This is a genomic window from Streptomyces sp. P9-A2, assembly GCF_036634175.1.
In the GTDB taxonomy this organism is placed as follows: Bacteria; Actinomycetota; Actinomycetes; order Streptomycetales; family Streptomycetaceae; genus Streptomyces; species Streptomyces pratens.
The window spans coordinates 4,646,659-4,668,619 of record NZ_JAZIFX010000001.1; the positions used below are offsets into that span (position 1 = coordinate 4,646,659).

Sequence of the window (21,961 nt, forward strand, 5' to 3'; positions counted from 1 at the left end):
GGGTGCGTCGCGCGCTTCGGGTACCCCGGCCGGACGGCGTCGGCTGCGGCTGCTGTCACTCGGCGCCAAGTTCGCGGTGGCCTTCGCCGCCGTGACGGCCACGGTCACCGTTCTGGTCGGCATCCTGTCGTACGGCGCCGCCGCCCGGCTGCTGCGGGTGGACCAGCAGATGGTGTTCGACGAGGTCGTGCGGGACCTGCGCGGCGAGGTCCGGGCGAACCGGATGTCACCGGTCGACTTCTCCTCCGCCGCCCCCGGCCACGACCTGGTGCGGCCCGCCCGGACGGACGTCCAGGTGCTCGGGCCGGACGGCCGGATCGTCGACCCGGGCGACCCGGGGCTGCCGGTGGTCGCCGCCGACCGTACGGTCGCGGGTGCCGCCACAGCCGGGCGGGTGGTCGAACACGCGGACGTCGACGTCGGCGACGACATCTACCGCGTCGCGACCGTCGCGCTGGGCGACGGCCGGGGCGCGGTGCAGGTCGCGCAGGAGTTCAGCGATATCGAGGACCTGCTGCGGACCCTCCAGCGGCGCACGCTCGTCCTGATGGCGGCGGTGGTGATCGCGGCCGGTCTGTTCGGCTGGTGGCTGGCCCGGCGGATCACCCGCCGCCTGGTCGTCCTCACCGCCGCCGCCGAGGACGTCGCCCGCACCCGCCGGCTCGGCATCCAGGTGCCCGTCACCGGTCACGACGAGGTGGGGCGGCTCGGCCGCGCCTTCGACCGGATGCTCGGCCGGCTCGCCCAGTCCGAGGACGACCAGCGCCGGCTCGTCCAGGACGCGGGCCATGAACTGCGTACCCCGCTCACCTCCCTGCGGACCAACATCTCCCTGCTGCGCCGGATCGACGAGCTCCCTCCCGACACCCGTGAGGAACTCGTCACCGACCTCACCCAGGAGGCCCGTGAGCTGACCGACCTGGTCAACGAACTCGTCGAACTCGCGGCCGGCCAGTCCGACACCGAGCCGCCGTGCCGGGTCGACCTCGCCGACCTCGCCGAGGGCGTGGCCGAACTGGCCCGGCGCCGGGGCGGCCGCGAGATCACCGTCCACGCGAGCGGCGACACCACGACCGACGGGCGGCCCGGAATGCTGACGCGGGCGATGTCCAACCTGGTCGAGAACGCCGTCAAGTTCGACCGGAACGGCACCGCGTCCATCGACATCACGGTCTCCGGGCCCGCGCGGCCGGGCACGGTACGGGTGGAGGTCCGCGACCGGGGGCCCGGCATCGCCGCAGGCGATCTGGTCCGCGTCTTCGATCGCTTCTTCCGTGCCGCCGACGCCCGCTCCCTCCCCGGTTCGGGCCTCGGCCTGTCCATCGTCCGCGAGGTGGCCCTGGCCCACGGGGGCGCCCCGTACGCCGTCCGCCGGCCCGGCGGCGGAACGGTGATCGGCTTCACGGTGGGCGGCGGCCCGCTGACGGATCCCGAGGACGAGGACCCGGGCCCCTGACACGCCGGTGCCGATGCCGGCGTCATGCCACGGCCACCGTCGCGGTCGCCGTCGCCGTCGCCGTCGCTGTTGCTGTCGCTGTTGCCGTTGCCGAGTACGGGCCGCCGGAGGTGAACATGTATGCGAGCGGGGCGCTCCGTACGCGTCCCGGAAGGGGAGGAGTGGCGACGTGCTGACCGATGAGGAGACCGCCGCGCTGGCGGCGATCGACGAGGCGGCCCTGGGGCGGACCCTGCTGGAGCTGATCGGTGTGCCGAGCGTGACCGGGAGCGCCGCCGAGTCCGAACTCCAGCACCAGCTGGCCGGCCGGCTGGAATGGCTGGGGATGGAGGTCGACCTGTGGTCCATGGACCTGCCCGCGCTGCGCGCCCGCCCTGGCTTCCCGGGCATGGAGGTGCCCCGCGAGGAGGCGTGGGGCCTGGTCGGGACCAGCCCCGACGGCGGTGACGGGCCCACCCTGATCCTCCAGGGCCACGTCGACGTCGTACCGCCCGGCGACCTCGAGGCCTGGGGGGACGGTGACCCGTTCGTCCCGCGTGTGACCGGGGACGTCGTACACGGGCGCGGTGCCTGCGACATGAAGGCGGGGCTCGCCGCGCACCTCGCCGCCCTCGCCGCGATACGGGCGGCCGGGATACGGCTGCGCGGCCGGGTCGCCGCCCACTTCGTCGTCGGCGAGGAGGACGGTGGCATCGGCGCGTTCGGCACCCTGGAGCGCGGACACGGGGGCGACGCCTGCGTCATCGCCGAGCCCACCGGATCCACCCTGATCACCGCGAACGCGGGAGCCCTGACGTTCCGGATCACGGTGCCCGGCAAGGCGGCGCACGGCAGCGCGCGGGAGCAGGGGGTGAGCGCGGTCGACGCGTATCTGCCCCTGCACCGGGCGCTCGCCGACCTGGAGGCCGAGCGGAACCGGGACCCGTCCCCGCTGCTCGCCGAGTATCCGATCCCGTACGCGCTGTCGGTGGGCACCGTACGGTCCGGGGACTGGGCGAGCAGTGTGCCGGACCTGCTGGTCGCCGAGGGCCGGCTGGGCGTACGCCTCGGCGAGGACCCGGCCGAGGCGCGCGCCGGCCTGGAGCGGTGCGTGGCGCGGGCCTGCGCCGCCGACCCCTGGCTGCGCGACCACCCGGCGACGGTGACCTGGCCGGGCGGGCAGTTCGCGAGCGGCCGGCTGGAGGAGGGACACCCGCTGCCGGACGTCGTCGGCGCCGCGTACACGGACGCCACGGGCGGCCCGGCACCCCGGCAGCGCGGCGCGACGTACGGCAGCGACCTGCGGCACTACACCGGCGCGGGGATACCGACGCTGCAGTTCGGGCCGGGGGACATCACGGTGGCGCACAGCGCGCGCGAGCACGTGTCCCTGCGGGAGACGGTGGCGGCGGCCCGGACCCTGGTGCTCACGGTGCTGCGGACGGTGGGGACCAAGTGAGGAAACCAGGTGAGGCGGACCGAGTGAGGCGGACGGTGACGGCGCTCACTGTCACACGTGGGGTCCTGTGCCACACTCGCCCCGCCGTGGTCGAACGCGCTTACGTGCATGGGGGGTCGCGCGTACGTGCATGGGGGTCGCGTGTGCCGGAATGACTCCCGCGCTTTGTGTTATCCGGCCCTCGGTGACGGCTCTCCTCCTGTGACAGCGCAGTACGAGCCAGGACCGAGAAGGAGCGTGGACGAGCGTGGCAGCGAGCAGCGAACCCGGCAGGGAGACGGTCGAGGCCGCACAGCGCGGCGACATGCGGGCCCAGGACGAACTCGTCGCCGTCCACCTTCCATTGGTCTACAACATCGTGGGCCGGGCCCTGAACGGCCACCCCGACGTCGAGGACGTGGTGCAGGAGACCTTGCTCCGCGCCCTCGGTTCGCTCGGCTCGCTGAAGGACCCCGACAGGTTCCGGTCCTGGCTGGTCGCCATCACCATGAACCAGATACGTCACCACTGGCGCAGCGAGAGCCACGGCGGGGCGGCGCCGGTCCGTTCGGGCCTGCACGACGCGTACGACGTCGCCGACCCGGGCGCCGACTTCGTGGACCTGACGATCCTGCGGCTCGGACTGGAGGGCCAGCGGCGCGAGGCCGCCGAGGCCACCCGCTGGCTGGACCCCGACGACCAGGCGCTGTTGTCGCTGTGGTGGCTGGAGGCGGCGGGCGAGCTGACGCGGGCCGAGGTCGCCGCCGCGCTGGAACTGCCGCCGCAGCACACCGCGGTGCGCGTGCAGCGGATGAAGGCCCAACTGGAGACGGCCCGGCTGGTGGTGCGGGCGCTGTCCGCGCAGCCGCGCTGCGTCCTGCTGGACGACCTGACGGAGGCCTGGGACGGCGTCCCCTCGGCCCTCTGGCGCAAGCGCATCGCACGCCACGCCCGGGACTGCACCGTCTGCGCGGGCTTCCAGTCGGGGCTGGTCCCGGCGGAGGGACTGCTGGTCGGACTGGGACTGGTGCCGGTGGCGGCGGGCCTGCTCGCCGCTCTCGGCACCGGGGCCGGGACGACGAAGGCGGTGCCGGTGTCCTTCGCGAGCCACGCGCCGGCGGACTCGGAGGACATACCGACAGGGCCGTACGGGGACACGGGCGGCCCGGCGCCCGCCGGTTCCCCGGCCGAGCCCCTCGCAACGGTGGAGGTGGGCCGCCGCGCGAACCGCCACCCCAGCGGCCGTACCAGCGGCAATGGCCGTACGGACGGCCCCGCGGGCAGCCGCGCGCAGAGCCGCGCACGGCGTCGGCGAAGCAGGAACATCGTGGCCGTGGCCGCGGCGCTGCTCGTCACCGGCGGCGCGATATCCGGGTGGGTCCTCCTGACGCCGGACGGCGAAGCGGACAAGGTGCAGTCGGCCTCGACGGGCGCCCCGGAGGAAACCGTCTCCGAGCCGTCGTCGCCGGACCCTTCCGTCTCGTCCTCCGCTTCGCCCTCCCCCTCCCCCTCCTCCTCCCCTTCCGCTTCGTCCTCCCCCTCGGCCTCCGCCTCCCCGGACGCCTCACGCAAGCCGAAGCCCTCGGCCACACCGAGCGCCGAGGCGACCCGTACGAAGTCCGCCCCCGCGGCCCCCGTACAGCCGGAGAAGACGACGACGCGCCCCCAGGCGGCACCGACCACCGCGTCCGCGCCCGCGGCCGCTCCGGGAGGCAGCAGCGCCACTCAGGTCCTGGCCCTCACCAACGCCGAGCGTGCCGCGGCGGGCTGCTCACCGGTGACGCTCGACAACCGGCTGAACGAGGCGGCCCAACTGCACAGCGAGGACATGTCCGCCAACGACTACTTCTCCCACACCGGGCAGAACGGCAGCAGTTTCGTCGACCGGGTCACGGCGCAGGGTCACCCGAGCCCGGGCGCCGAGAACATCGCCCGCGGCCAGAGCTCCGCCGAGAGCGTCATGGAGGCGTGGATGAACTCCGAGGGCCACCGCGCGAACATCCTCAACTGCTCGCTCACAACGATGGGCGTCGGAGTGGTCACGAGCGACTGGACCTGGACCCAGGTCTTCGGCCGCTGACCGGGGTCGCCGACCACCGGATGCCCTGCCGGCCCGGCGCCGGCGCGCGCAGGACGGGGGGAGGCCGCACGCTCAGTGCTGGGACGGAGACAGACGGGTGAGCTCTCCCTGGGGGCCGGACAGGGAGAGTGCTTCCGCGGACCGGCTGTCGGCGCTGCCGATACAGTGCGGCACGCGGGTCCGGCCCCCAACTCCCCTGCCTCGGACGGGACTTTCGGCCCGTCTCCGCGCGGTACCTCCAAACCCCGTTCCCGTTCCCGTTCCCCGCGGCCGGGTCCTGCGGGCTGACATACCGCGACGCCGGCCGGCGAGACCGGCACCGGCACCGTCCTGCTTGTTCGACGGACCGCTTCGACGGACCGCCCCGTGAGTGCCCCGCCGTACGACGACCGAAGCCATCGGACATGCTCGTGCGTCAGCGGTCCCGCCAAGGTCGTGCCGAGGCCACCGGACGACTTTCGTCGTCGGCCGGTGCGACCAAGGGCCACTGCGCCGGCCGTCCGGAGGGTTCTAACGTGAGCGCGTGACTCGTGTGGACTCCATGACTTCGGCAGCGTCGGCTCTGTGGGTACCGGTGGTGAGGGCGCGCTGGGCGTCCCGGTCGACCGCACCGGTGCGGAACCTCTTCGCTCCCGGCATGTGGCCCGCCCGGCGCATCGTGGGCGAGTCGCTGCTGAGTTCGGCCCTGGTCCTGCCGGCGATGGGTCTTGAACTACTGGACGACGGAAGCCTGATACGGGCCGTCGGTGTCGGACTGGCGATCGGGCTGCTCTCGCCGCTGCGCCGGGTGCTGCCCGCGACCGCACTGCTGGCGACCGCCGTCGGCTCCGCGGTGATCACCGGATTGGCGCCGTTCCTTCTCGTCGCCGCCTGGTCGGCCGGGCGGCGGATCGGCGGACTCGGCAGGGCCTCCGGTGTCTTTGCCCTGGCTTATGCCCTCGCCTTCGGTTCAGACCTGTGGAACCTGCCCCACTTCTCCCTGCCCTTCCTGGCCTTCGGTGCCCTGTTGCTGCTGGTCATGATCGTCGTGCCGGGCCTCGCCGGACACTACTGGGCGCAGCGCCGGACCCTGGCCGACACCCTCGGCGAGTACCACGCCCAACTCGTCCGCGAACGCGAGATCATCGCCGAGCACGCCCGGATACGGGAGCGTCAGCGCATCGCGCACGACATGCACGACAGCCTCGGCCACCAGCTCGCGCTGATCGCGGTGCACACCGGCGCGCTGGAGGTCGACCCGGCACTGACCGGACGGCAGCACGAGGCGGTCGGTGTGCTGCGCGAGGCCTCGGTGGCCGCGATGCACGAACTGCGCGACGTGGTAGGGGTGTTGCGGGACAACGCCGAGGCGACCGACCCCGAGGGCGCCCCGGGGGCCGCGGAACCGGACGGTGAGAACCCCACACAGCGGTCACGCGGCGTGGCCGGTATCGACAGCCTGGTGGAGACCTCCCGAAAAGCTGGTACGCCCGTGGAGTTGCTGCGCTCGGGTGAAGAGCATCCCCTCAACCCCACCGCCGGCCACGCGGCGTACCGGCTGGTCCAGGAGGGCCTGACCAACGCGCACAAGCACGCCCCCGGCGCCTCGATCACCGTCGGCCTGCGGTACGAGCCGGACTCGCTGGTCGTCGAGGTCGCCAACGGCCCGGCGGCGGAGCCCGCGCACCCCGACGTGGCGAGCGGCGGCCAGGGGCTGACCGGGCTGGGGGAGCGGGCCCGGCTCGTCGGCGGCATGGTGCACGCGGGCCCCACGGAGGACGGCGGGTTCCGGCTGGCGGGCGTACTGCCGTACACGTCACCGGGTGCCGGCTTTCCGAAGCCGGCACCCGGTGCGGCCTCGACGACGTTCGTCGCACGCACGGACGACTTCCGGGCGCAGAACTCGGCGGGCCTCTCCGGTCAGAGTGATCCGGTCATCGAACGGATCGCTCTCCCCAAGGAGTTGGCCAAGGCAATGAACAGGAACAAGACGCACAACGGAGTGGCCGTCGGATGCGGAGTGGCGGCCCTGGTCGTCCTGTTGCTGGGGATCGCGGTGGCCGTCGGAGCGGTGTTCCTCTTCCGCGAGGTGGACAAGAGCATGATGGAGCCGAAGGAGTACGACGCCATCGAGGTCGGTCAGGCCGAGGCGGAGGTCCGCGACCGACTGCCCGACGGTGAATCGTTCCTGACCGGGAACCTGGAGAAGGGCGCGCCCCCCGTGCCCGCGGGGGCGAAATGCCTCAGCATCCCCTCCACGGAGGTCGGGGACGACTGGGACAGGGAACCGGCGTACCGGTTCTGCTTCAAGGACGGAAAGCTGATCGAGAAGAAGTCCTTCGAGGCCGAGGTCTAGAACGAGGGACGAAGATCCCGCCCGCCCTGCGGACAGACGGGCGGACAGATGGACGGACAGACGGGCGGACAGACGGGCGGACGGCGTGGCTTGCGCGGCGGCCCTGGCGAGCGGGAACCCGATGCCTCGCCGTAAGGCGGGCGTTTGGATCGGGGATGATGACCGGGTGCTCGCAGGTATGGCCGCTCAGGACCGCACGGGAGAGTCGTGATCAGGGTTCTCGTCACGGATGACGAACCGCTCATTCGGGCAGGCATCAGGATGATCCTCGCCTCGGCCGACGACATCGAGGTCGTCGCCGAGGGGGCGAACGGCAGGGAGGCGGTCGAACTCGCCCGCACCCAGCGCGTCGACGTCGCGCTGCTCGACCTCCAGATGCCGGTCATGGACGGGCTGACGGCCCTGGCCGAACTGCACCGGGCCGCCCCTCGGGTGCGCGTGCTGATCCTGACGACGTTCGGCGAACAGCGGAACGTGCTGCGCGCCCTGGCCGAGGGAAGCGCGGGTTTCCTGTTGAAGGACTCGGCGCCCGCGGAACTCATACGCGCGGTACGGGCGGCGGCGGCCGGCGAGGCGTACCTGTCCCCCGGCGCCACCCGGCACGTCGTGGACTCGCTGGCCTCCGGCGGAACGGCACGGCGTGCCGAGCAGGCCCGCCGCCGGCTCGAGAAACTGACCGACCGCGAACGCGAGGTCCTGGCCCTGCTGGGCGAGGGTCTGTCCAACGCGGACGCCGGTCAGCGGATCCACATGAGCGAGGCCACGGTCAAGACGTACGTGAGCCGCATCCTCGCCAAGCTGGAGTGCGAGAACCGGGTCCAGGCCGCACTACTGGCCCGGGACGCCGGCCTCGGAGCCTGACGGTGGTTTCGGAGCCTGACGGCAGTTTCGGGGTCTGACGGCGACCGTCCTGCCCCCGGGACCGAGGCCCTGTCGCCGGGCACATGACGAGGGCGGGACCCGGAAGTCCCGCCCGAATTCCGTGAAACCCCGGCTCGGACCAGCTCAGGGCCACACCAGGCAGTACGGCTGGTGCCCCGCCTCGTGCAGCCGGTGCGAGAAGTCCTGCCATTCGTGGAGCGATTGGCGGAGACGGGGCGCTGACCTGGGGTTTCTTGGAGGTATACGCGTTGACCTGCGGAAACGGCTCTTGTTAGTTCTCACTGTTCGGCGGCGTTTCCCAGGCTCATGTGCCCTGGATGTGCCTTGGATGTGCCCTCGCGGGCGCTTTGGCGCGGCACGTCGATGAGGGCTTCACACAGGGATCCGGCATCGTCCAGGGCTCGACGGCACATGGTGTCGGTGAGTACGAGGCGCTGGCCGATCCGCGGTGAGGCTCTCGAACGGCCTGGCGCGGTCCAGCAGTGCGAGGATCCGTCTGAGGTATTGATCCTTCCTCAGTAGTGGTTGTCACGGCTTGAGCTGGGCCCGGGCCGTGTAGAGGGCAGCGGTGTATCCGGCAGGGCCGGAGCCGATGACGATGACCTCGCGCACGTCGTCGGCTTGGGTCACGGAGTTCACGCCTCCTGCTTGGCGTCGATCTCGGCGATGAGCGCCTCGATGCGGGTCTTGATCCCGTCGCGGATGGGGCGGACGGCTTCGACGCCCTTGCCGGCCGGGTCTTCCAGGGCCCAGTCGAGGTACTTCTTGCCGGGGAAGATGGGGCAGGCGTCGCCGCAGCCCATGGTGATGACGTAGTCGGACGCCTGGACGGCCTCGGTGGTGAGGATCTTCGGCTTGGCGTCGGCGATGTCGATGCCGACTTCCTCCATCGCCTCGACGGCGGCGGGATTGACCTGGTCGCCGGGGACGGAGCCGGCGGAACGGACCTCGATCCGGTCGCCTGCGAGGTGGTTGAGGAATCCGGCGGCCATTTGCGAGCGGCCGGCGTTGTGGACGCAGACGAACAGCACGGAGGGCTTGTCGGACATCAGAGGTCTCTCTTGTCTCACGGGATCAGGTGCACGTGAGGTCAGCACCCGGTGGTGTCAGCCACCACTGATGTGAAACTATCAGCCCATGATGACGTCAGTTGACACTGACCTGATCCGGGTTCTCGCCGACCCGCTCAGGCTCCGAATCGTGACCCTGCTCGCCCGAGAGACGCTGTGCACCACCCACCTGGTGGAGGAGACCGGCGCCCGGCAGACCAACCTCTCCAACCATCTACGGGTGCTGCGCGAGGCCGGGGTGGTGGAGACCGAGCCGTGCGGCCGGTACACGTACTACAAGCTGCGCCCCGACGTCATCGCCACGCTCGCCGGGCAGTTCGCCGACCTGGCCGAGTCCGCCCGTACCGCCGCCGAGAACAAGAGGGCCTGTCCGTGACCCGCACCGAAGCACCCGCGACCACCGGCGTGGAAACGTCGATCGCCGCGAAGATGTCGACCCTCGACCGCTTCCTCGCGGTGTGGATCCTGCTCGCCATGGCCCTCGGCCTCGGCCTCGGCCGCGCCGTTCCCGGCCTGAACGACGCCCTGGCGAAGGTCGAGATCGGCGGCATCTCGCTGCCCATCGCCGTCGGCCTGCTGGTCATGATGTACCCGGTCCTGGCCAAGGTCCGCTACGACAAGCTCGACGCGGTCACCGGCGACCGGAAACTGATGGTCTCCTCGCTGGTCGTCAACTGGCTCGTCGGCCCGGCGGTGATGTTCGCCCTTGCCTGGATCTTCCTGCCGGACCTGCCCGAGTACCGCACCGGCCTGATCATCGTCGGCCTGGCCCGCTGCATCGCCATGGTCATCATCTGGAACGACCTCGCCTGCGGCGACCGCGAGGCCGCCGCCGTCCTGGTCGCCCTCAACAGCGTCTTCCAGGTCCTGGCCTTCGGCCTGCTGGGCTGGTTCTACCTCGACCTCCTGCCCGGCTGGCTGGGCCTCGGCGACGGCGAGAACCTCGACATCTCCATGTGGCAGATCGCCCTGAACGTCGTCGTCTTCCTCGGCGTCCCGTTGCTCGCGGGGTTCCTCACCCGCCGCATCGGCGAGAAGAGGATGGGCCGCGAGCGGTACGAGAACGGCTTCCTGCCGAAGATCGGTCCCTGGGGGCTGTACGGGCTGCTCTTCACGATCGTCATCCTCTTCGCCCTGCAGGGGAGGACCATCACCTCGCAGCCGCTGGACGTCGCCCGCATCGCGCTGCCGCTGCTCGTGTACTTCACCGTCATGTGGTTCGGCACGTTCGCCCTCGGCAAGGCGATCGGCCTGGCCTACGACCGGACCACCACCCTCGCCTTCACCGCGGCGGGCAACAACTTCGAACTGGCCATCGCGGTCGCCATCGCCACCTTCGGCGTCACCTCCGGCCAGGCCCTGTCCGGCGTGGTCGGCCCGCTGATCGAGGTGCCGATCCTGGTCGGCCTGATCTACGTGTCCCTGGCCTGGCGCAAGAAGTTCGCCCCGTCCGCACTGACCGCCGACGGAGGACGCCCCTGATGCATTGCCCCGCGACACGGCATGCGACGTAGTGGTGATCGGCGGCGGCGGCCGGCAGGCCGGCCCGGGACGCGGCCCGCGAGGTAGCCGAGCTGCTGTGAGCACTGGTGATGGCAAGTGGAGGCGGCGGGCCGTCCCCGGCCGCTCGGCGTCGAGCGGCCGGGGACTTCCGGCCATGCGATGAGCCCGCCGCCGTCTGCTCGATCATCGAGGACGCCTGAGCTCCACCACCTTGCCGGTGTCGGCCATGTGATGGCCGGGCTGCGGCGCTCGACGAGAACGACGTCGCGCCACACGCCGTGGTGGTGTCCGATCCGCTCCCGCGTACCGATGATGCGGAAGCCGTGGCGCTGATGCAGGGTGAGGCTGGCAGTGTTCTCGGGGAAGATCCCGGCCTGGATGGTCCAGATCCCGGCCTGCTCGGTGGAGTCGATCAGCGTCTTGAGCAGGGCGGAGGCAATGCCGCGGCCGCGTGCGGCGGGGTGGACGTAGACGGAGTGCTCGACCACGCCCACATACGCGCACCGGTCCGAGACCCTGCTCGCGGCGACCCGGCTCAGCATCGCCCCCCTCGTCCTCGTCAAGGGCGGCGAAGCGGTGCTCGGACAACTTCGCGGCGTCGTACGTCTCCCAGCTCGGCGCGTTGGTCTCGAACGTGGCGTTGCCCTCGTCGATGCCCGCCTGGTAGATCGCCAGTACCTGGTCGGCGTGCTCCGCCGCCAACGGCACGACCACCGCACTCAACGCCCCGCTCACCGCTTTCCCCTCTGTCCGCCCGGTCGTCAGGCCGCAGCCGGCATGGCCAGCAGCTTGCCCATCGCGGCGAGCACCGACGGTTCGACCCGGTAGTACACCCAGGTGCCGCGCCGCTCGGAGGTCAGCAGGCCCGCCTCCCTCAGCTTCTTCAGGTGGTGGGAGACCGTGGGCTGGGAGACGCCGACATCGGAGATGTCGCACACGCACGCCTCCCCGCCCTCGTGGGAGGCGACGGCGGAGAACAGCCGCAGGCGGACCGGGTCACCCAGCGCCTTGAACATCCGCGCGGCCCTCTCAGCCTCCTCGGCGGTTATCGGGCGCTCGGTCAGCGGCGGGCAGCACGGCGCCACATCCTGACCGTCGGCTTCGAGTAGCGGCAGCACCTTCGCATTCGACATACATCTATGTTGACACATGTCGAACCACCGCGAGGTCCGTCACCGGCGCGCGAGGTGGGCGGCCAGGCGCCGGGCAATCCGGTCCGCGTCCCGGCCCACGCCGCGCAGCGAGTTGGACGACAGGCTGCGCTGCCATTCCAGCCCGACGAACGCCAGACCCGGCACTCCCACCGCGAGCCCTTCCCGGTGCCGGGGGTCCTCGACGGCGTCCAGAGCGCCGTCGAGGCGGGCGAGGTAGGGCAGGTCGGGGCGGTAGCCGGTGGCGAGCACGATCGCGTCGACCTCCTCCCGCTCCCTGTTCGGCCAGACGAGCTTGGCTCCGTCGACGCCGGTGAACAACGGCCGGCGCTCCGGCCGTCCGGCGGCCAGGGCCGTCCGGTAGCGGCCGTCGTCGAGGACCGGCTGCGCCGGAGGGCGCGGGAGGAGCCGGCCGAGGGGTGCGGTGTCCAGGCCGGTGCGGGTCAGCCAGAAGTGCAGGTCGCGGCCGAGGGCGCGTTGCGTCGCGAACTTCACCGGCCCGCGGGTGGCGAGCGTGACGCGCGCGGCCCCGGCGAGCTCGGCGGTGATCTGCACCGCCGAGTTCCCCGCCCCGACCACCACCACCCGGCGGCCGGTGAACGGGGCCGGGTTGCGGTAGTCGGCGGCGTGCAGCATCTAGCCGGTGAACTCCTCCAGGCCCGACAGCGCCGGCCGGTGCGGGCGGCCGAACGACCCGGAAGCCGCCACGACGGCCCGCGCGGACAGCCAGCCGCCTCCCTCCAGTTCCACCTCGAAGGCGTCGCCGGTGCGGCGGACCGCGCTGACGCGGCAGCCGGTGCGGATCTCGGCGTCCAGGCGGCCGGCGTAGGCAGTGAGGTAGGCGACAACCTCATCGTGGTGCGGATAGTGGTTCCGGTCGGCGCCGGGGAACGGCATCCCCGGCAGAGAGCTGTACCGGGTGGGCGAGAGCAGCGTGAGGCTGTCGTAGTAGCGCGGCCACGACCCGACCGCACGGCCGGATGCTTCCAGTACCACCGGCCGCAGCCCTCGGCGCAGCAGGGCGTGGGCGGTCGCCAGTCCGGACTGGCCGCCACCGATCACGGCGACGTCGATGTGCTCCACCGGCAATCTCCCCGGATTCGATGAATGTCTATGTTGACGTCTATCGATACAGGTGTCATGCTGGATCGCGCAAGCCATCGACAGATGTCGAAACATGCAAGGAGTCGCCGTGAACGCGCCCGCCACCACCGAGCTGCCCGTCGTCGTGATCGGAGCAGGACCCGCCGGTCTGGCCGCCGCTGCCCACCTGACCAGCCGCGGCATCGAACCGCTGGTCCTGGAGGCCGGCACAGCCGCCGCAGCGGCGGTGCGCGACTGGTCGCACGTGCGCCTGTTCTCCACCTGGGGCGAAGTGGTCGACCCCGCAGCCGAGAAGCTGCTGGCTCCCACCGGCTGGATCCGCCCCGACCCGGCCACGTACCCGTCCGGTGGCGACTGGGCGGACCAGTACCTCCAGCCGCTCGCCGACGTCCTCGGCGACAAGGTCCGCCTCGGTGCCACGGTCACCGGCGTCTCCCGGGCCGGCCGTGACCGGATCGTCGACGCCGACCGCGAGACCCAGCCCTTCGTCGTGCACGTCGCCTACGCCGATGGCCGTGAGGAGCGGCTCTTCGCCCGCGCGGTGATCGACGCCTCCGGCACCTGGACCTCCCCGTCTCCGGCCGGCGGCAGCGGTCTGCCGGCGCTCGGCGAGAAGGCGGCGGCCGACCGGATCACCTACCGCGTCCCGGACTTGAAGGATCCCGCTGTCCGCGCCCGGTACGCGGGCAGGCGCACCGCCGTGATCGGCTCCGGCGCCTCCGCGTTCACCGCGCTTGCCTATCTCGCCGACCTGGCCAAGGCCGACGACGGCACGGGCACGCACGCGGTGTGGATCCTGCGCCGGGGCATCTCCGGCTCGACCTTCGGCGGCGGCGAGGCCGACCAGCTCCCCGCTCGCGGCGCCCTCGGCCTCGCCGCGAAGGCCGCCGTCGAGGCCGGACACGCCGACGCGGTCACAGGCTTCCGCACCGAAGCGATCGAACGCGATAGCGAAGGGCGTCCGGTGCTGGTGGGCGAGGACGGCCGCCGCCTTGGCGCCGTGGACGAAGTGATCGTGCTGACCGGTTTCCGCCCCGACCTGTCGTTCCTGTCCGAGCTGCGGCTCGGCCTGGACGAGCGGCTCCAGGCCCCGGTGGCACTCGCCCCGCTGATCGACCCCAACCAGCACTCCTGCGGCACCGTCTCCCCGCACGGCCACCGCGAGCTGTCCCACCCCGAACAGGGTGTCTACCTGGTCGGCATGAAGTCCTACGGCCGCGCCCCGACGTTCCTGGCCATGACGGGCCACGAGCAGGTCCGCTCCGTCGCCGCCGCGATCGCCGGAGACCTCGACGCCGCCGACCGCGTCGAACTCGCCCTCCCCGACACCGGAGTCTGCGGCGGCGCCGGCCTGTTCGACGCCCCCGACACCCAACAGGCCGACGGCGGCGGCTGCTGCGCCCCGGCGCCTGAGCCGCAGCTCGTTCAGCTCGGCACGCTTGCGGCAGTAGGCGCGCCTGCCGAGGAGACCCCGGCGGGCGGCTGCTGCGGCTGACCCGAACCCCTGTCCACCCACCCAGGAGGAGGTACGTCATGTCCCGCGTGCAACTCGCCCTCCGCGTCCCCGATCTCCAGGCGGCGATCACCTTCTACAGCAAGCTGTTCGATACCGAGCCCGCCAAACTCCGCGACGGCTACGCCAATTTCGCCATCGCCGAGCCCCCGCTCAAGCTCGTCCTCTTCCAGGGCGAGCCGGGCGAGGACACCCGCATGGACCACCTCGGCGTCGAGGTAGCCACCACCGACGAGGTCCACACCGCCACCGGCCGTCTCGCCGACACGGGCCTCGCCACCCGGGAGGAGAACGACACCACCTGCTGCCACGCCCTCCAGGACAAGGTCTGGGTCCAGGGCCCCGGCAGCGAACGCTGGGAGGTGTACGTCGTGAAGGCCGACGCCCCAGCGCCGGCAACACCCCCTGGCTCTGTACACGTCGAGGGGCAGCGTTTTTCACAGCAGTTCGGGAGGTACTTCTGAGGCCGGTGCCGAGCTATCGTTCACGACGGCGGACGGCACCGCCTATCGCAGGAGAAGCGCTCCGCCGTCCGCGCCGCCATCGGAGAGCGGGTGCCCGAGGTCAAAAGCGCTGGCTACGGGGCCAGGCGATCGGTGGCGCAGCATCGACGCCGAGATGTCGACCACAGCGGCGTACTGCCGCCCGTTCTCACCGACATCCCGTCGTGAGCAACTGCTGTCGTGGGTCGTCGATAAAGCCACACGCCCTCCGGCATGCGTACGCCTCCGTGCTCCTGGACACGGGGGAGAGCATCAAGGCGCTCTCCGAGTACCTCGGCCACTCGGACCCCGGCTTCACGCTGCGGACGTACACGCACCTGCTGCCGTCCAGCGAGACCCGGACCCGCAAGGCGATCGACGACGCCTTCACCGAAGCCGAAGAAACCGAAGAAGCCGAAGACGACGGCGCTCCGCCCGCTGCCCAGGGCACATCAGCACCACCAGCGAAACCGATGTGCCCTCGATGTGCCCTGGCCGCCTGACGGCCCCTCTCCGGCACTGAAAAGGGCGAGGCCCGAAGACCCCGCCCACTACTAGTAAAACCCCAGGTCAGGGCCACACCAGGCAGTACGGCTGGTGCCCCGCCTCGTGCAGCCGGTGCGAGAAGTCCTGCCATTCGTGGAGCAGTCGGTAGACGTTGAACGCGTCGCTGGGGCCGCCGCGGTCGGGGACCGTGGACCAGATGAAGGCGGCCGCGCCCACCGCCTCCTCGCCTATGTCGCGGAGGCGGTCGACGGCCGTCATCGGGAGTTTCACGACCGCGTAGTCGGGGTGCAGGACGACCAGTTCCAGCGGCGGCACCTTGTGCAGGGGGACACCCTCTATGCCGGTGAGGACCATGGCGGCCATCGTCTCCGGCTTGATCTTGGTGAACATGCCGCCCATGCCGAGCTCGTCGCCGCCGAGCTCCTCGGGGCGCATCGAGATCGGGACGCGGGCGGCGGTGGCGCCGTCCGGCGCGCCGAAGTACTTGTAGGTCACCCCCACTCGCCCACCATTCCTGCTCCCCGCACTCGACGGGCCGATCGACTCGGCCTCGCCCGGAGCACCGTGTGCCCGACGGGCCGCGTCCGCCTCTTCCGCCTCGCGCCGGTGCCTACCCCGCCGGGAACGTCGAGGACCGAGGTCGTCAGTCCCCTCGCCCAGTCCGCCACCGCGATGCATATCTCCACCCGACTGCTTTTCTAGGCCGCGTGGCCCCGCCGCGCAACCCGATCATCGTGTCAGTGACCTCCCCCACGGCCGCCCGCCGAAACGTGCGGTGCTGCATCTGCCCGCGGGTCCTTCCCAGCGCCCGGCCGCCCCGGACCGGGTGCGCTGTGTGCATTCCCACGCCAGTTTCGCAGATCACGGGCGAATCGGGACCGGATGCCCTTGTGGGGGGCCGAATACCCGCGTCCGTGAACGGCCGCGCGGGGCGACCGTGCGAAACAGGTGTGCGAAATGGTCGTACGAAGAGGTGGTACGGGCAGGTGGGGCCGGATTACTCACCCGGCTCCCACCGGGCCCCCGCCCGGCCCCGCGGAGGACTTCGGGGCGAGGACCGTCGGCCCCGCCCCGAGCCCCGGTAGGGGCCCTGCCCCGAGCCCCGGTAGGGGCCGGGCTTCCGGCCCTCCGCCCGTGCCTGGCCTACCCTGAACAGGTCACTCGCAGCCCGAGTCCGAGATGTCGGAGATGCCGGAGAAGTCGCAGGTCATGAGCGAACTGCCCTACCCGTACGAAGCCCAAGCCTCGCAGGCGCTGTTCGAGCGCGCCGCGGCCGTCACTCCCGGTGGTGTGAACTCGCCGGTGCGTGCCTTCCGGGCCGTCGGCGGCACGCCCCGGTTCATGGTGTCCGGCACCGGCCCGTACCTCACCGACGCCGACGGGCGGGAGTACGTCGACCTCGTCTGCTCCTGGGGCCCGATGATCCTCGGGCACGCGCACCCCGAGGTGATCGCCGCCGTACAGGACGCCGTCGCACGCGGTACCTCCTTCGGGACGCCCGGTGAGGGTGAGGTCGCGCTCGCCGAGGAGATGGTCGCCCGGATCGAGCCGCTGGAGCAGGTCCGGCTGGTGTCCAGCGGCACCGAGGCCACCATGTCGGCCATCCGGCTCGCCCGCGGCTTCACACGGCGCGCCAAGGTGATCAAGTTCGCCGGGTGCTACCACGGCCACGTCGACGCGCTGCTCGCCGCCGCCGGGTCGGGTGTCGCCACCTTCGCCCTGCCGGACACCCCCGGGGTCACCGGAGCCCAGGCCGGCGACACGATCGTCCTGCCCTACAACGACCTCGACGCCGTACGCGCCGCCTTCGCCGCGCACCCCGGTGAGATCGCCTGCGTGATCACCGAGGCGTCCCCGGGCAACATGGGCGTCGTACCGCCGCTGCCCGGGTTCAACCAGGGGCTCAAGGACGCCTGCGCCGCGAACGGCGCGCTGTACATCTCCGACGAGGTCATGACCGGGTTCCGTACCAGCCGCACCGGATGGTTCGGCGTCGACGGCGTACGGCCCGACCTGATGACCTTCGGCAAGGTGATGGGCGGCGGCTTCCCGGCCGCTGCCTTCGGCGGGCGGGCCGACGTCATGGCCCACCTCGCCCCCGCCGGGCCCGTCTACCAGGCGGGCACCCTCTCCGGGAACCCCGTCGCCACCGCCGCCGGGCTTGCCCAGCTGCGGCTGCTCGACGACGCCGCCTACGACAAGGTCGACGCCGTATCGGAGCGGATCCGCTCCCTCGTCACCGAGGCGCTCACCAAGGAGGGCGTCGCGCACACGCTGCAGAACGCCTCCAACATGTTCTCCGTCTTCTTCACCGACCGGCCGGTGAAGAACTACGAGGACGCCAAGGCGCAGGAGTCGTTCCGCTACACCGCCTTCTTCCACACCCTCCTCGAGAACGGCGTCTACCTGCCGCCCTCGTCCTTCGAGTCCTGGTTCGTGTCCACCGCGCACGACGACCGGGCCGTCCAGCGGATCGCCGACGCCCTTCCCGTGGCGGCCCGAGCGGCAGCGGAGGCGACGGCATGAGCGGCGGGATGGGCGACGGCATGAGCGGCGGGATGGGCGACGGCACGGGCACGCACCAGCGGGGCAAGGACCTCACCGTCGTCCACCTCATGCGGCACGGCGAGGTCCACAACCCGGAGGGCGTCCTCTACGGCCGCCTCCCCGGCTACCAGCTCTCCGAGCTGGGCCGGCGGATGGCCGACCGGGTCGGCGAGCACCTCGCCTCCCGTGACGTCGTCCACGTCGGCGCCTCCTCGCTGGAGCGGGCCCAGGAGACGGCCCAGCCCATCGCCAAGCCGCACGGCCTGGACATCGCCACCGACGACCGGCTCCTCGAGGCCGAGAACGTCTTCCAGGGCAAGACCTTCGGCGTCGGCGACGGCGCGCTGCGCCGGCCCGAGAACTGGAAGCACCTCGTCAACCCGTTCAAGCCGTCCTGGGGCGAGCCGTACGTCGAGCAGGTCGTCCGCATGATGGGCGCGCTCGACGCGGCGAAGGACGCGGCGCGCGGTCACGAGGCGGTGCTGGTCAGCCATCAGCTGCCGATCTGGATCGTGCGGTCCTACGTCGAGAAGCGGCGCCTGTGGCACGACCCGCGCAAGCGGCAGTGCACCCTCGCCTCGCTGACCACTTTCACCTACCTGGGCGACAAAATCGTTTCCGTCGGCTACAGCGAGCCGGCCCGCGATCTCGTCCCCGCCCATCTCCTCGCCGGTGCCAAGCCGGTGAAGGGCAAGGGCGCCCCCCAGGGCAAGGCCTTCGGGGCATAGCCACCGGCGCGGGCCACCGGCGCGGGCCACTCGCGCGGGCCCGCCGCCCGCGGGACCCGCGCCGGTGGCGGCTCGGCACGCTCTCGTGACGTTCGTTGCCGAACCCTCGCACGAGGTGGGGAACTTTTGTTCCTGTCGCGTCCTCTGAAGGAGTGAACACCGGAGGACGTGACGATCGGGGATGTCATGCGTGCGCTCACCCGCAGGGGAATGCTCGGACTCGGCGCAGGGGCCGCCGCGGCCGTCTCGTTGGCCGGCTGCGGCGGCGACAAGGGCTCGGGAGGATCGGGAGCCTCGGGGGGCTCGGGGGGAACGGGTGGTTCCAAGGGCGGCGGACGCCCGGGAGAGCCCGAGCCGACGAAGACCGCCCGGCCGATCGGCGACGGCTCCACCGCCTTCACCGGCAAGCAGCCCCATCAGCCCTCCCGGCCGGTGCCGCTGGAACCGGGTCAGGCCCCGCCGCAGTTCGTCGTCTTCTCCTGGGACGGGGCCGGCGAGGTCGGCAACGGGCTCTTCCCGCGCTTCCTGGACCTCGCCAAGGAGCACGACGCGCACATGACGTTCTTCCTCTCCGGTGTCTATGTGCTGCCCGAGTCGAAGAAACGGCTGTACGACCCGCCGAACAACCCGCGCGGCGCCTCCGACATCGGCTACCTCACCGACGACCACATCAAGGACACGCTGAAGAACGTCCGCCGTTCCTGGCTCGAGGGCCACGAGATCGGCACCCACTTCAACGGTCACTTCTGCGCCGGCTCCGGCAGCGTCGGCAACTGGACGCCGCGGCAGTGGCGCAGCGAGATAGACCAGGCGAAGTCGTTCGTGAAGGAGTGGCGGACCAACTCCGGCTGGACGGATCTGCCGTCGCTGCCGTTCGACTACGACAAGGAACTCGTCGGCGGCCGTGCGCCCTGTCTGCTCGGCCAGGACAACCTGTTGACCACCGCCCGCGACCTGGGCTGGCGCTACGACGCCTCCTCGCCCGGGGGCCTTCAGGTCTGGCCGTCGAAGCGCCAGGGCATATGGGACCTGCCCCTGCAGCAGATACCGTTCCCCGGGCGGTCCTTCGAGGTCCTGTCGATGGACTACAACATCCTCGCCAACCAGTCCGTCAACTCCACCAACGCGCCCGCGAGCAACCACCCCGCCTGGCGGGAACAGGCCACCCAGGCACTCATATCGGGATTCAAGCGGGCATACGAGACGAACAGGGCGCCCTTCTTCGTCGGCAACCACTTCGAAGAGTGGAACGGCGGTATCTACATGGACGCCGTCGAGGGCGCCATCAAGCACATCGCACGGGAGAGGGAGAAGGGCGGCGACGTCCGCATGGTCTCCTTCCGGCAGTTCACCGACTGGCTGGACGTGCAGAAGCCCGAGGTGCTGGAGCAGTTGCGCACGCTGGGGGTCGGGCAGGAACCGGCCGGTGGCTGGAAGAACTTCCTGGGCGGCTCCGGCGACACGGGCGGTACGGGAGGCTCCGGCGGTACGGGCGGTACGGGCGGTACGGGCGGTACGGGTGGTACGGGTGGTACCGGAGGCTCCGGCGGCATCCCGGGGGCGGGGAGCGGGACGGGCGCGGGGGCGGGCGCGGGGACGGGAGTCGCGGGCGGCGCCTGATATGCGGGTTTCCGTCCGCAAGGGGGGTGCCCAAGATCCCCGGAACGGACATGCGAAACTTTTCACATGAGTGCCGTCAGTCGCGCCCTTCAGCGCTCGAACCGCGCCACCGGCGTCCGTGACACCAGTGGTCGCGCCGCCCGCGTGCGTGTCCCGCGCGTCCGCGCCCGCCGTCGTGCCGCCCTGACCGCCGGCGCCGCGGTGGCCGCACTGCTGCTCACCGCGTGCGGTTCCGGCGGAACCTCCGGCGGGGGCGGCAACACCAACTTCGTCACCGGCACCGACGGCATCTCCACCGCCGCCAAGGGCGAGCGTGCCGCCGCGCCCGAGCTGTCCGGCAAGACACTCGAGGGTGAACACCTCGACGTCGCCGACTTCCAGGGCAAGGTCGTCGTCCTCAACATGTGGGGCTCCTGGTGCAACCCGTGCCGCGCGGAGGCCAAGTACTTCGCCAAGGTGTCCGAGGACTACGCCGACCAGGACGTGCAGTTCGTCGGCATCAACACCCGCGACAGCACCACCGGTGCGGCACTCGCCTTCGAGAAGGACTTCGGCATCACCTACCCGAGCCTGTACGACCCCACGGGCAAGCTGATGCTCCGCTTCGAGAAGGGCACCCTCAACCCGCAGGCGATCCCCTCCACCCTGATCCTGGACCGGGACGGCGGGATCGCGGCCCGCTCGCTGACCGCGCTCAGCGAGGAACGGCTGCTGAAGATGCTCGAGCCGGTCCTCGCGGAGAAGTGACGTGACCGTCCTCACCACGCTCGCGACCGAGGCGAGCGCCCTCTCCGCCGGGACGGCGCACCTCGCCGCCGACCAGGTCTACAACGGCACGGTGCTCAACGGCGCCCTGCTGGTGGCGCTGCCCATCGCCCTGCTCGGCGGGCTCGTCTCCTTCTTCTCGCCCTGCGTCCTGCCGCTGGTCCCCGGCTACCTCTCCTACGTCACCGGCGTGTCCGGCACCGACCTGGCCGAGGCCCGGCGCGGCCGGATGGTCGCCGGCGCCTCGCTCTTCGTCCTCGGCTTCACCGTCGTGTTCGTCTCCGGCGGGGCCTTCTTCGGCTACTTCGGGCAGACGCTGCAGGAACAGTCGGGCATCCTCACCAAGGTGCTCGGCGTCCTCATGATCCTCATGGGCGTCTTCTTCATGGGGATGATGCCCTGGCTGACCCAGCGCGAGTTCCGCTTCCACAGGCGGCCGGCGGCCGGACTGGCCGGCGCGCCCGTCCTCGGCGCCCTCTTCGGCATCGGCTGGACGCCCTGCATCGGCCCCACCCTCGCCTCCGTACTGACGCTTTCCGCACAGCAGGAGAGCGCCGGACGCGGGGCCGTGCTGACCGTCGCGTACTGTCTGGGGCTGGGTCTGCCCTTCGTCCTCGCGGCCGTGGCCTTCCGCAAGGCCCTCGGTGCCTTCGGCTGGGTCAAGCGGCACTACGTCTGGGTCATGCGGATCGGCGGCACGATGATGATCGTGACCGGAGTGCTGCTGCTCACCGGCGTGTGGGACAGCCTCGTGATGGAGATGCAGACCTGGTCCAACGGCTTCACGGTGGGGATCTGACG

Annotated in this window: 19 protein-coding genes and 3 pseudogenes; 15 read left to right on the forward strand and 7 right to left on the reverse strand. The window is 71.5% G+C overall.

The annotated features are described in order from the left end of the window. Positions 1–76 precede the first annotated feature (76 nt). The 5 genes from V4Y04_RS21140 (at position 77) to V4Y04_RS21160 (ending at position 8,149) form a co-directional block, all read left to right on the forward strand. Positions 77–1,456: a HAMP domain-containing sensor histidine kinase gene (locus V4Y04_RS21140; RefSeq protein WP_443080055.1), complete on the forward strand. Its 1,380-nt coding sequence runs from the start codon at positions 77–79 to the stop codon at positions 1,454–1,456. A gap of 169 nt (positions 1,457–1,625) precedes the next feature. Then, complete coding sequence (locus V4Y04_RS21145) at positions 1,626–2,894, forward strand: ArgE/DapE family deacylase (RefSeq protein ID WP_332429774.1); 1,269 nt, start codon at positions 1,626–1,628, stop codon at positions 2,892–2,894. A 304-nt stretch (positions 2,895–3,198) separates the two neighbouring features. Beyond that, on the forward strand, positions 3,199–4,953 hold the full coding sequence (locus V4Y04_RS21150; protein ID WP_332432940.1) for a sigma-70 family RNA polymerase sigma factor: 1,755 nt from the start codon (positions 3,199–3,201) through the stop codon (positions 4,951–4,953). A gap of 637 nt (positions 4,954–5,590) precedes the next feature. Beyond that, positions 5,591–7,288 (forward strand): sensor histidine kinase, encoded by a 1,698-nt coding sequence (locus V4Y04_RS21155; RefSeq protein WP_332432941.1) that lies wholly within the window; start codon positions 5,591–5,593, stop codon positions 7,286–7,288. Positions 7,289–7,495: 207 nt separating this feature from the next. Then, positions 7,496–8,149, forward strand: coding sequence for a response regulator transcription factor (locus V4Y04_RS21160; RefSeq protein WP_332429776.1), 654 nt, complete (start codon positions 7,496–7,498; stop codon positions 8,147–8,149). 552 nt (positions 8,150–8,701) lie between these two features. Here the strand turns inward: V4Y04_RS21160 and V4Y04_RS21165 are convergent. Both V4Y04_RS21165 and V4Y04_RS21170 read right to left on the reverse strand, forming a co-directional pair. Next, positions 8,702–8,800: pseudogene (locus tag V4Y04_RS21165) on the reverse strand (FAD-binding protein); the annotation flags it as partial. Between the two features lie 5 nt (positions 8,801–8,805). Next, on the reverse strand, positions 8,806–9,219 hold the full coding sequence (locus tag V4Y04_RS21170) for an arsenate reductase ArsC (RefSeq protein ID WP_332429778.1): 414 nt from the start codon (positions 9,217–9,219) through the stop codon (positions 8,806–8,808). Positions 9,220–9,307: 88 nt separating this feature from the next. Here V4Y04_RS21170 and V4Y04_RS21175 point away from each other — a divergent pair, with 88 nt between their 5' ends. Together V4Y04_RS21175 and arsB are read left to right on the forward strand one after the other, a co-directional pair. After that, positions 9,308–9,616, forward strand: coding sequence for an ArsR/SmtB family transcription factor (locus tag V4Y04_RS21175; RefSeq protein WP_332429781.1), 309 nt, complete (start codon positions 9,308–9,310; stop codon positions 9,614–9,616). Continuing rightward, positions 9,613–10,722 (forward strand): ACR3 family arsenite efflux transporter, encoded by a 1,110-nt coding sequence (arsB, locus tag V4Y04_RS21180; RefSeq protein WP_332429782.1) that lies wholly within the window; start codon positions 9,613–9,615, stop codon positions 10,720–10,722. Before V4Y04_RS21175 ends, arsB begins: the two co-directional genes overlap by 4 nt. A 248-nt stretch (positions 10,723–10,970) precedes the next feature. Here the strand turns inward: arsB and V4Y04_RS21185 are convergent. From V4Y04_RS21185 to V4Y04_RS21200, 4 genes and pseudogenes are all read right to left on the reverse strand, one after another. Then, positions 10,971–11,478: pseudogene (locus V4Y04_RS21185) on the reverse strand (GNAT family N-acetyltransferase); the annotation flags it as partial. 26 nt (positions 11,479–11,504) lie between these two features. Next, positions 11,505–11,876 carry an ArsR/SmtB family transcription factor gene (locus V4Y04_RS21190; protein WP_332429783.1) on the reverse strand — a complete coding sequence of 124 codons (372 nt, stop codon included), beginning with the start codon at positions 11,874–11,876 and terminating at the stop codon, positions 11,505–11,507. A 39-nt stretch (positions 11,877–11,915) separates the two neighbouring features. Further along, on the reverse strand, positions 11,916–12,530 hold the full coding sequence (locus V4Y04_RS21195; protein ID WP_332429784.1) for a hypothetical protein: 615 nt from the start codon (positions 12,528–12,530) through the stop codon (positions 11,916–11,918). Continuing rightward, positions 12,531–12,977: an FAD-dependent oxidoreductase gene (locus tag V4Y04_RS21200; RefSeq protein WP_332429785.1), complete on the reverse strand. Its 447-nt coding sequence runs from the start codon at positions 12,975–12,977 to the stop codon at positions 12,531–12,533. 109 nt (positions 12,978–13,086) lie between these two features. Here V4Y04_RS21200 and V4Y04_RS21205 point away from each other — a divergent pair, with 109 nt between their 5' ends. From V4Y04_RS21205 to V4Y04_RS21215, 3 genes and pseudogenes are all read left to right on the forward strand, one after another. After that, positions 13,087–14,493, forward strand: coding sequence for an NAD(P)-binding domain-containing protein (locus tag V4Y04_RS21205; RefSeq protein WP_332429787.1), 1,407 nt, complete (start codon positions 13,087–13,089; stop codon positions 14,491–14,493). 38 nt (positions 14,494–14,531) lie between these two features. Further along, positions 14,532–14,975, forward strand: a complete 444-nt coding sequence (locus tag V4Y04_RS21210; protein ID WP_332429788.1) for an ArsI/CadI family heavy metal resistance metalloenzyme — start codon at positions 14,532–14,534, stop codon at positions 14,973–14,975. A gap of 239 nt (positions 14,976–15,214) precedes the next feature. Further along, positions 15,215–15,496: pseudogene (locus V4Y04_RS21215) on the forward strand (tyrosine-type recombinase/integrase); the annotation flags it as partial. Between the two features lie 67 nt (positions 15,497–15,563). Here V4Y04_RS21215 and V4Y04_RS21220 read toward each other — a convergent pair. Next, entirely contained in the window at positions 15,564–16,178 is a 615-nt protein-coding gene (locus V4Y04_RS21220) for a hypothetical protein (RefSeq protein WP_332429790.1), read from the reverse strand. 531 nt (positions 16,179–16,709) lie between these two features. On the opposite strand from V4Y04_RS21220, the gene hemL reads away from it, so the two are divergent. The 5 genes from hemL to V4Y04_RS21245 all read left to right on the forward strand — a co-directional run bounded on the left by hemL (position 16,710) and on the right by V4Y04_RS21245 (position 21,959). Further along, the gene (gene hemL / locus V4Y04_RS21225; protein ID WP_332429792.1) at positions 16,710–18,026 is read left to right on the forward strand and encodes a glutamate-1-semialdehyde 2,1-aminomutase; all 1,317 of its coding nucleotides are present in this window, start codon (positions 16,710–16,712) and stop codon (positions 18,024–18,026) included. A 32-nt stretch (positions 18,027–18,058) separates the two neighbouring features. After that, entirely contained in the window at positions 18,059–18,775 is a 717-nt protein-coding gene (locus V4Y04_RS21230) for a histidine phosphatase family protein (protein ID WP_332432942.1), read from the forward strand. Positions 18,776–18,961: 186 nt separating this feature from the next. Beyond that, complete coding sequence (locus tag V4Y04_RS21235; RefSeq protein ID WP_332432943.1) at positions 18,962–20,395, forward strand: polysaccharide deacetylase family protein; 1,434 nt, start codon at positions 18,962–18,964, stop codon at positions 20,393–20,395. A gap of 66 nt (positions 20,396–20,461) precedes the next feature. Further along, on the forward strand, positions 20,462–21,142 hold the full coding sequence (locus tag V4Y04_RS21240; protein WP_332429794.1) for a TlpA family protein disulfide reductase: 681 nt from the start codon (positions 20,462–20,464) through the stop codon (positions 21,140–21,142). 91 nt (positions 21,143–21,233) lie between these two features. Further along, positions 21,234–21,959 carry a cytochrome c biogenesis CcdA family protein gene (locus V4Y04_RS21245; RefSeq protein WP_332432944.1) on the forward strand — a complete coding sequence of 242 codons (726 nt, stop codon included), beginning with the start codon at positions 21,234–21,236 and terminating at the stop codon, positions 21,957–21,959. The last annotated feature ends 2 nt before the right edge of the window (positions 21,960–21,961 follow it).

What these genes read in the sequence shown, in the direction of transcription:
- V4Y04_RS21210 (WP_332429788.1), top strand. Translation starts at nt 14,532, where the DNA reads ATGTCCCGCGTGCAACTCGCCCTCCGCGTCCCCGATCTCCAGGCGGCG.
- V4Y04_RS21235 (WP_332432943.1), top strand. Translation starts at nt 18,962, where the DNA reads ATGCGTGCGCTCACCCGCAGGGGAATGCTCGGACTCGGCGCAGGGGCC.
- V4Y04_RS21195 (WP_332429784.1), bottom strand. Translation starts at nt 12,530, where the DNA reads ATGCTGCACGCCGCCGACTACCGCAACCCGGCCCCGTTCACCGGCCGC.
- V4Y04_RS21190 (WP_332429783.1), bottom strand. Translation starts at nt 11,876, where the DNA reads ATGTCGAATGCGAAGGTGCTGCCGCTACTCGAAGCCGACGGTCAGGAT.
- V4Y04_RS21175 (WP_332429781.1), top strand. Translation starts at nt 9,308, where the DNA reads ATGATGACGTCAGTTGACACTGACCTGATCCGGGTTCTCGCCGACCCG.
- V4Y04_RS21170 (WP_332429778.1), bottom strand. Translation starts at nt 9,219, where the DNA reads ATGTCCGACAAGCCCTCCGTGCTGTTCGTCTGCGTCCACAACGCCGGC.
- V4Y04_RS21240 (WP_332429794.1), top strand. Translation starts at nt 20,462, where the DNA reads ATGAGTGCCGTCAGTCGCGCCCTTCAGCGCTCGAACCGCGCCACCGGC.
- V4Y04_RS21220 (WP_332429790.1), bottom strand. Translation starts at nt 16,178, where the DNA reads ATGCATCGCGGTGGCGGACTGGGCGAGGGGACTGACGACCTCGGTCCT.
- V4Y04_RS21155 (WP_332432941.1), top strand. Translation starts at nt 5,591, where the DNA reads ATGTGGCCCGCCCGGCGCATCGTGGGCGAGTCGCTGCTGAGTTCGGCC.
- hemL (WP_332429792.1), top strand. Translation starts at nt 16,710, where the DNA reads ATGAGCGAACTGCCCTACCCGTACGAAGCCCAAGCCTCGCAGGCGCTG.
- V4Y04_RS21230 (WP_332432942.1), top strand. Translation starts at nt 18,059, where the DNA reads ATGGGCGACGGCACGGGCACGCACCAGCGGGGCAAGGACCTCACCGTC.
- V4Y04_RS21150 (WP_332432940.1), top strand. Translation starts at nt 3,199, where the DNA reads ATGCGGGCCCAGGACGAACTCGTCGCCGTCCACCTTCCATTGGTCTAC.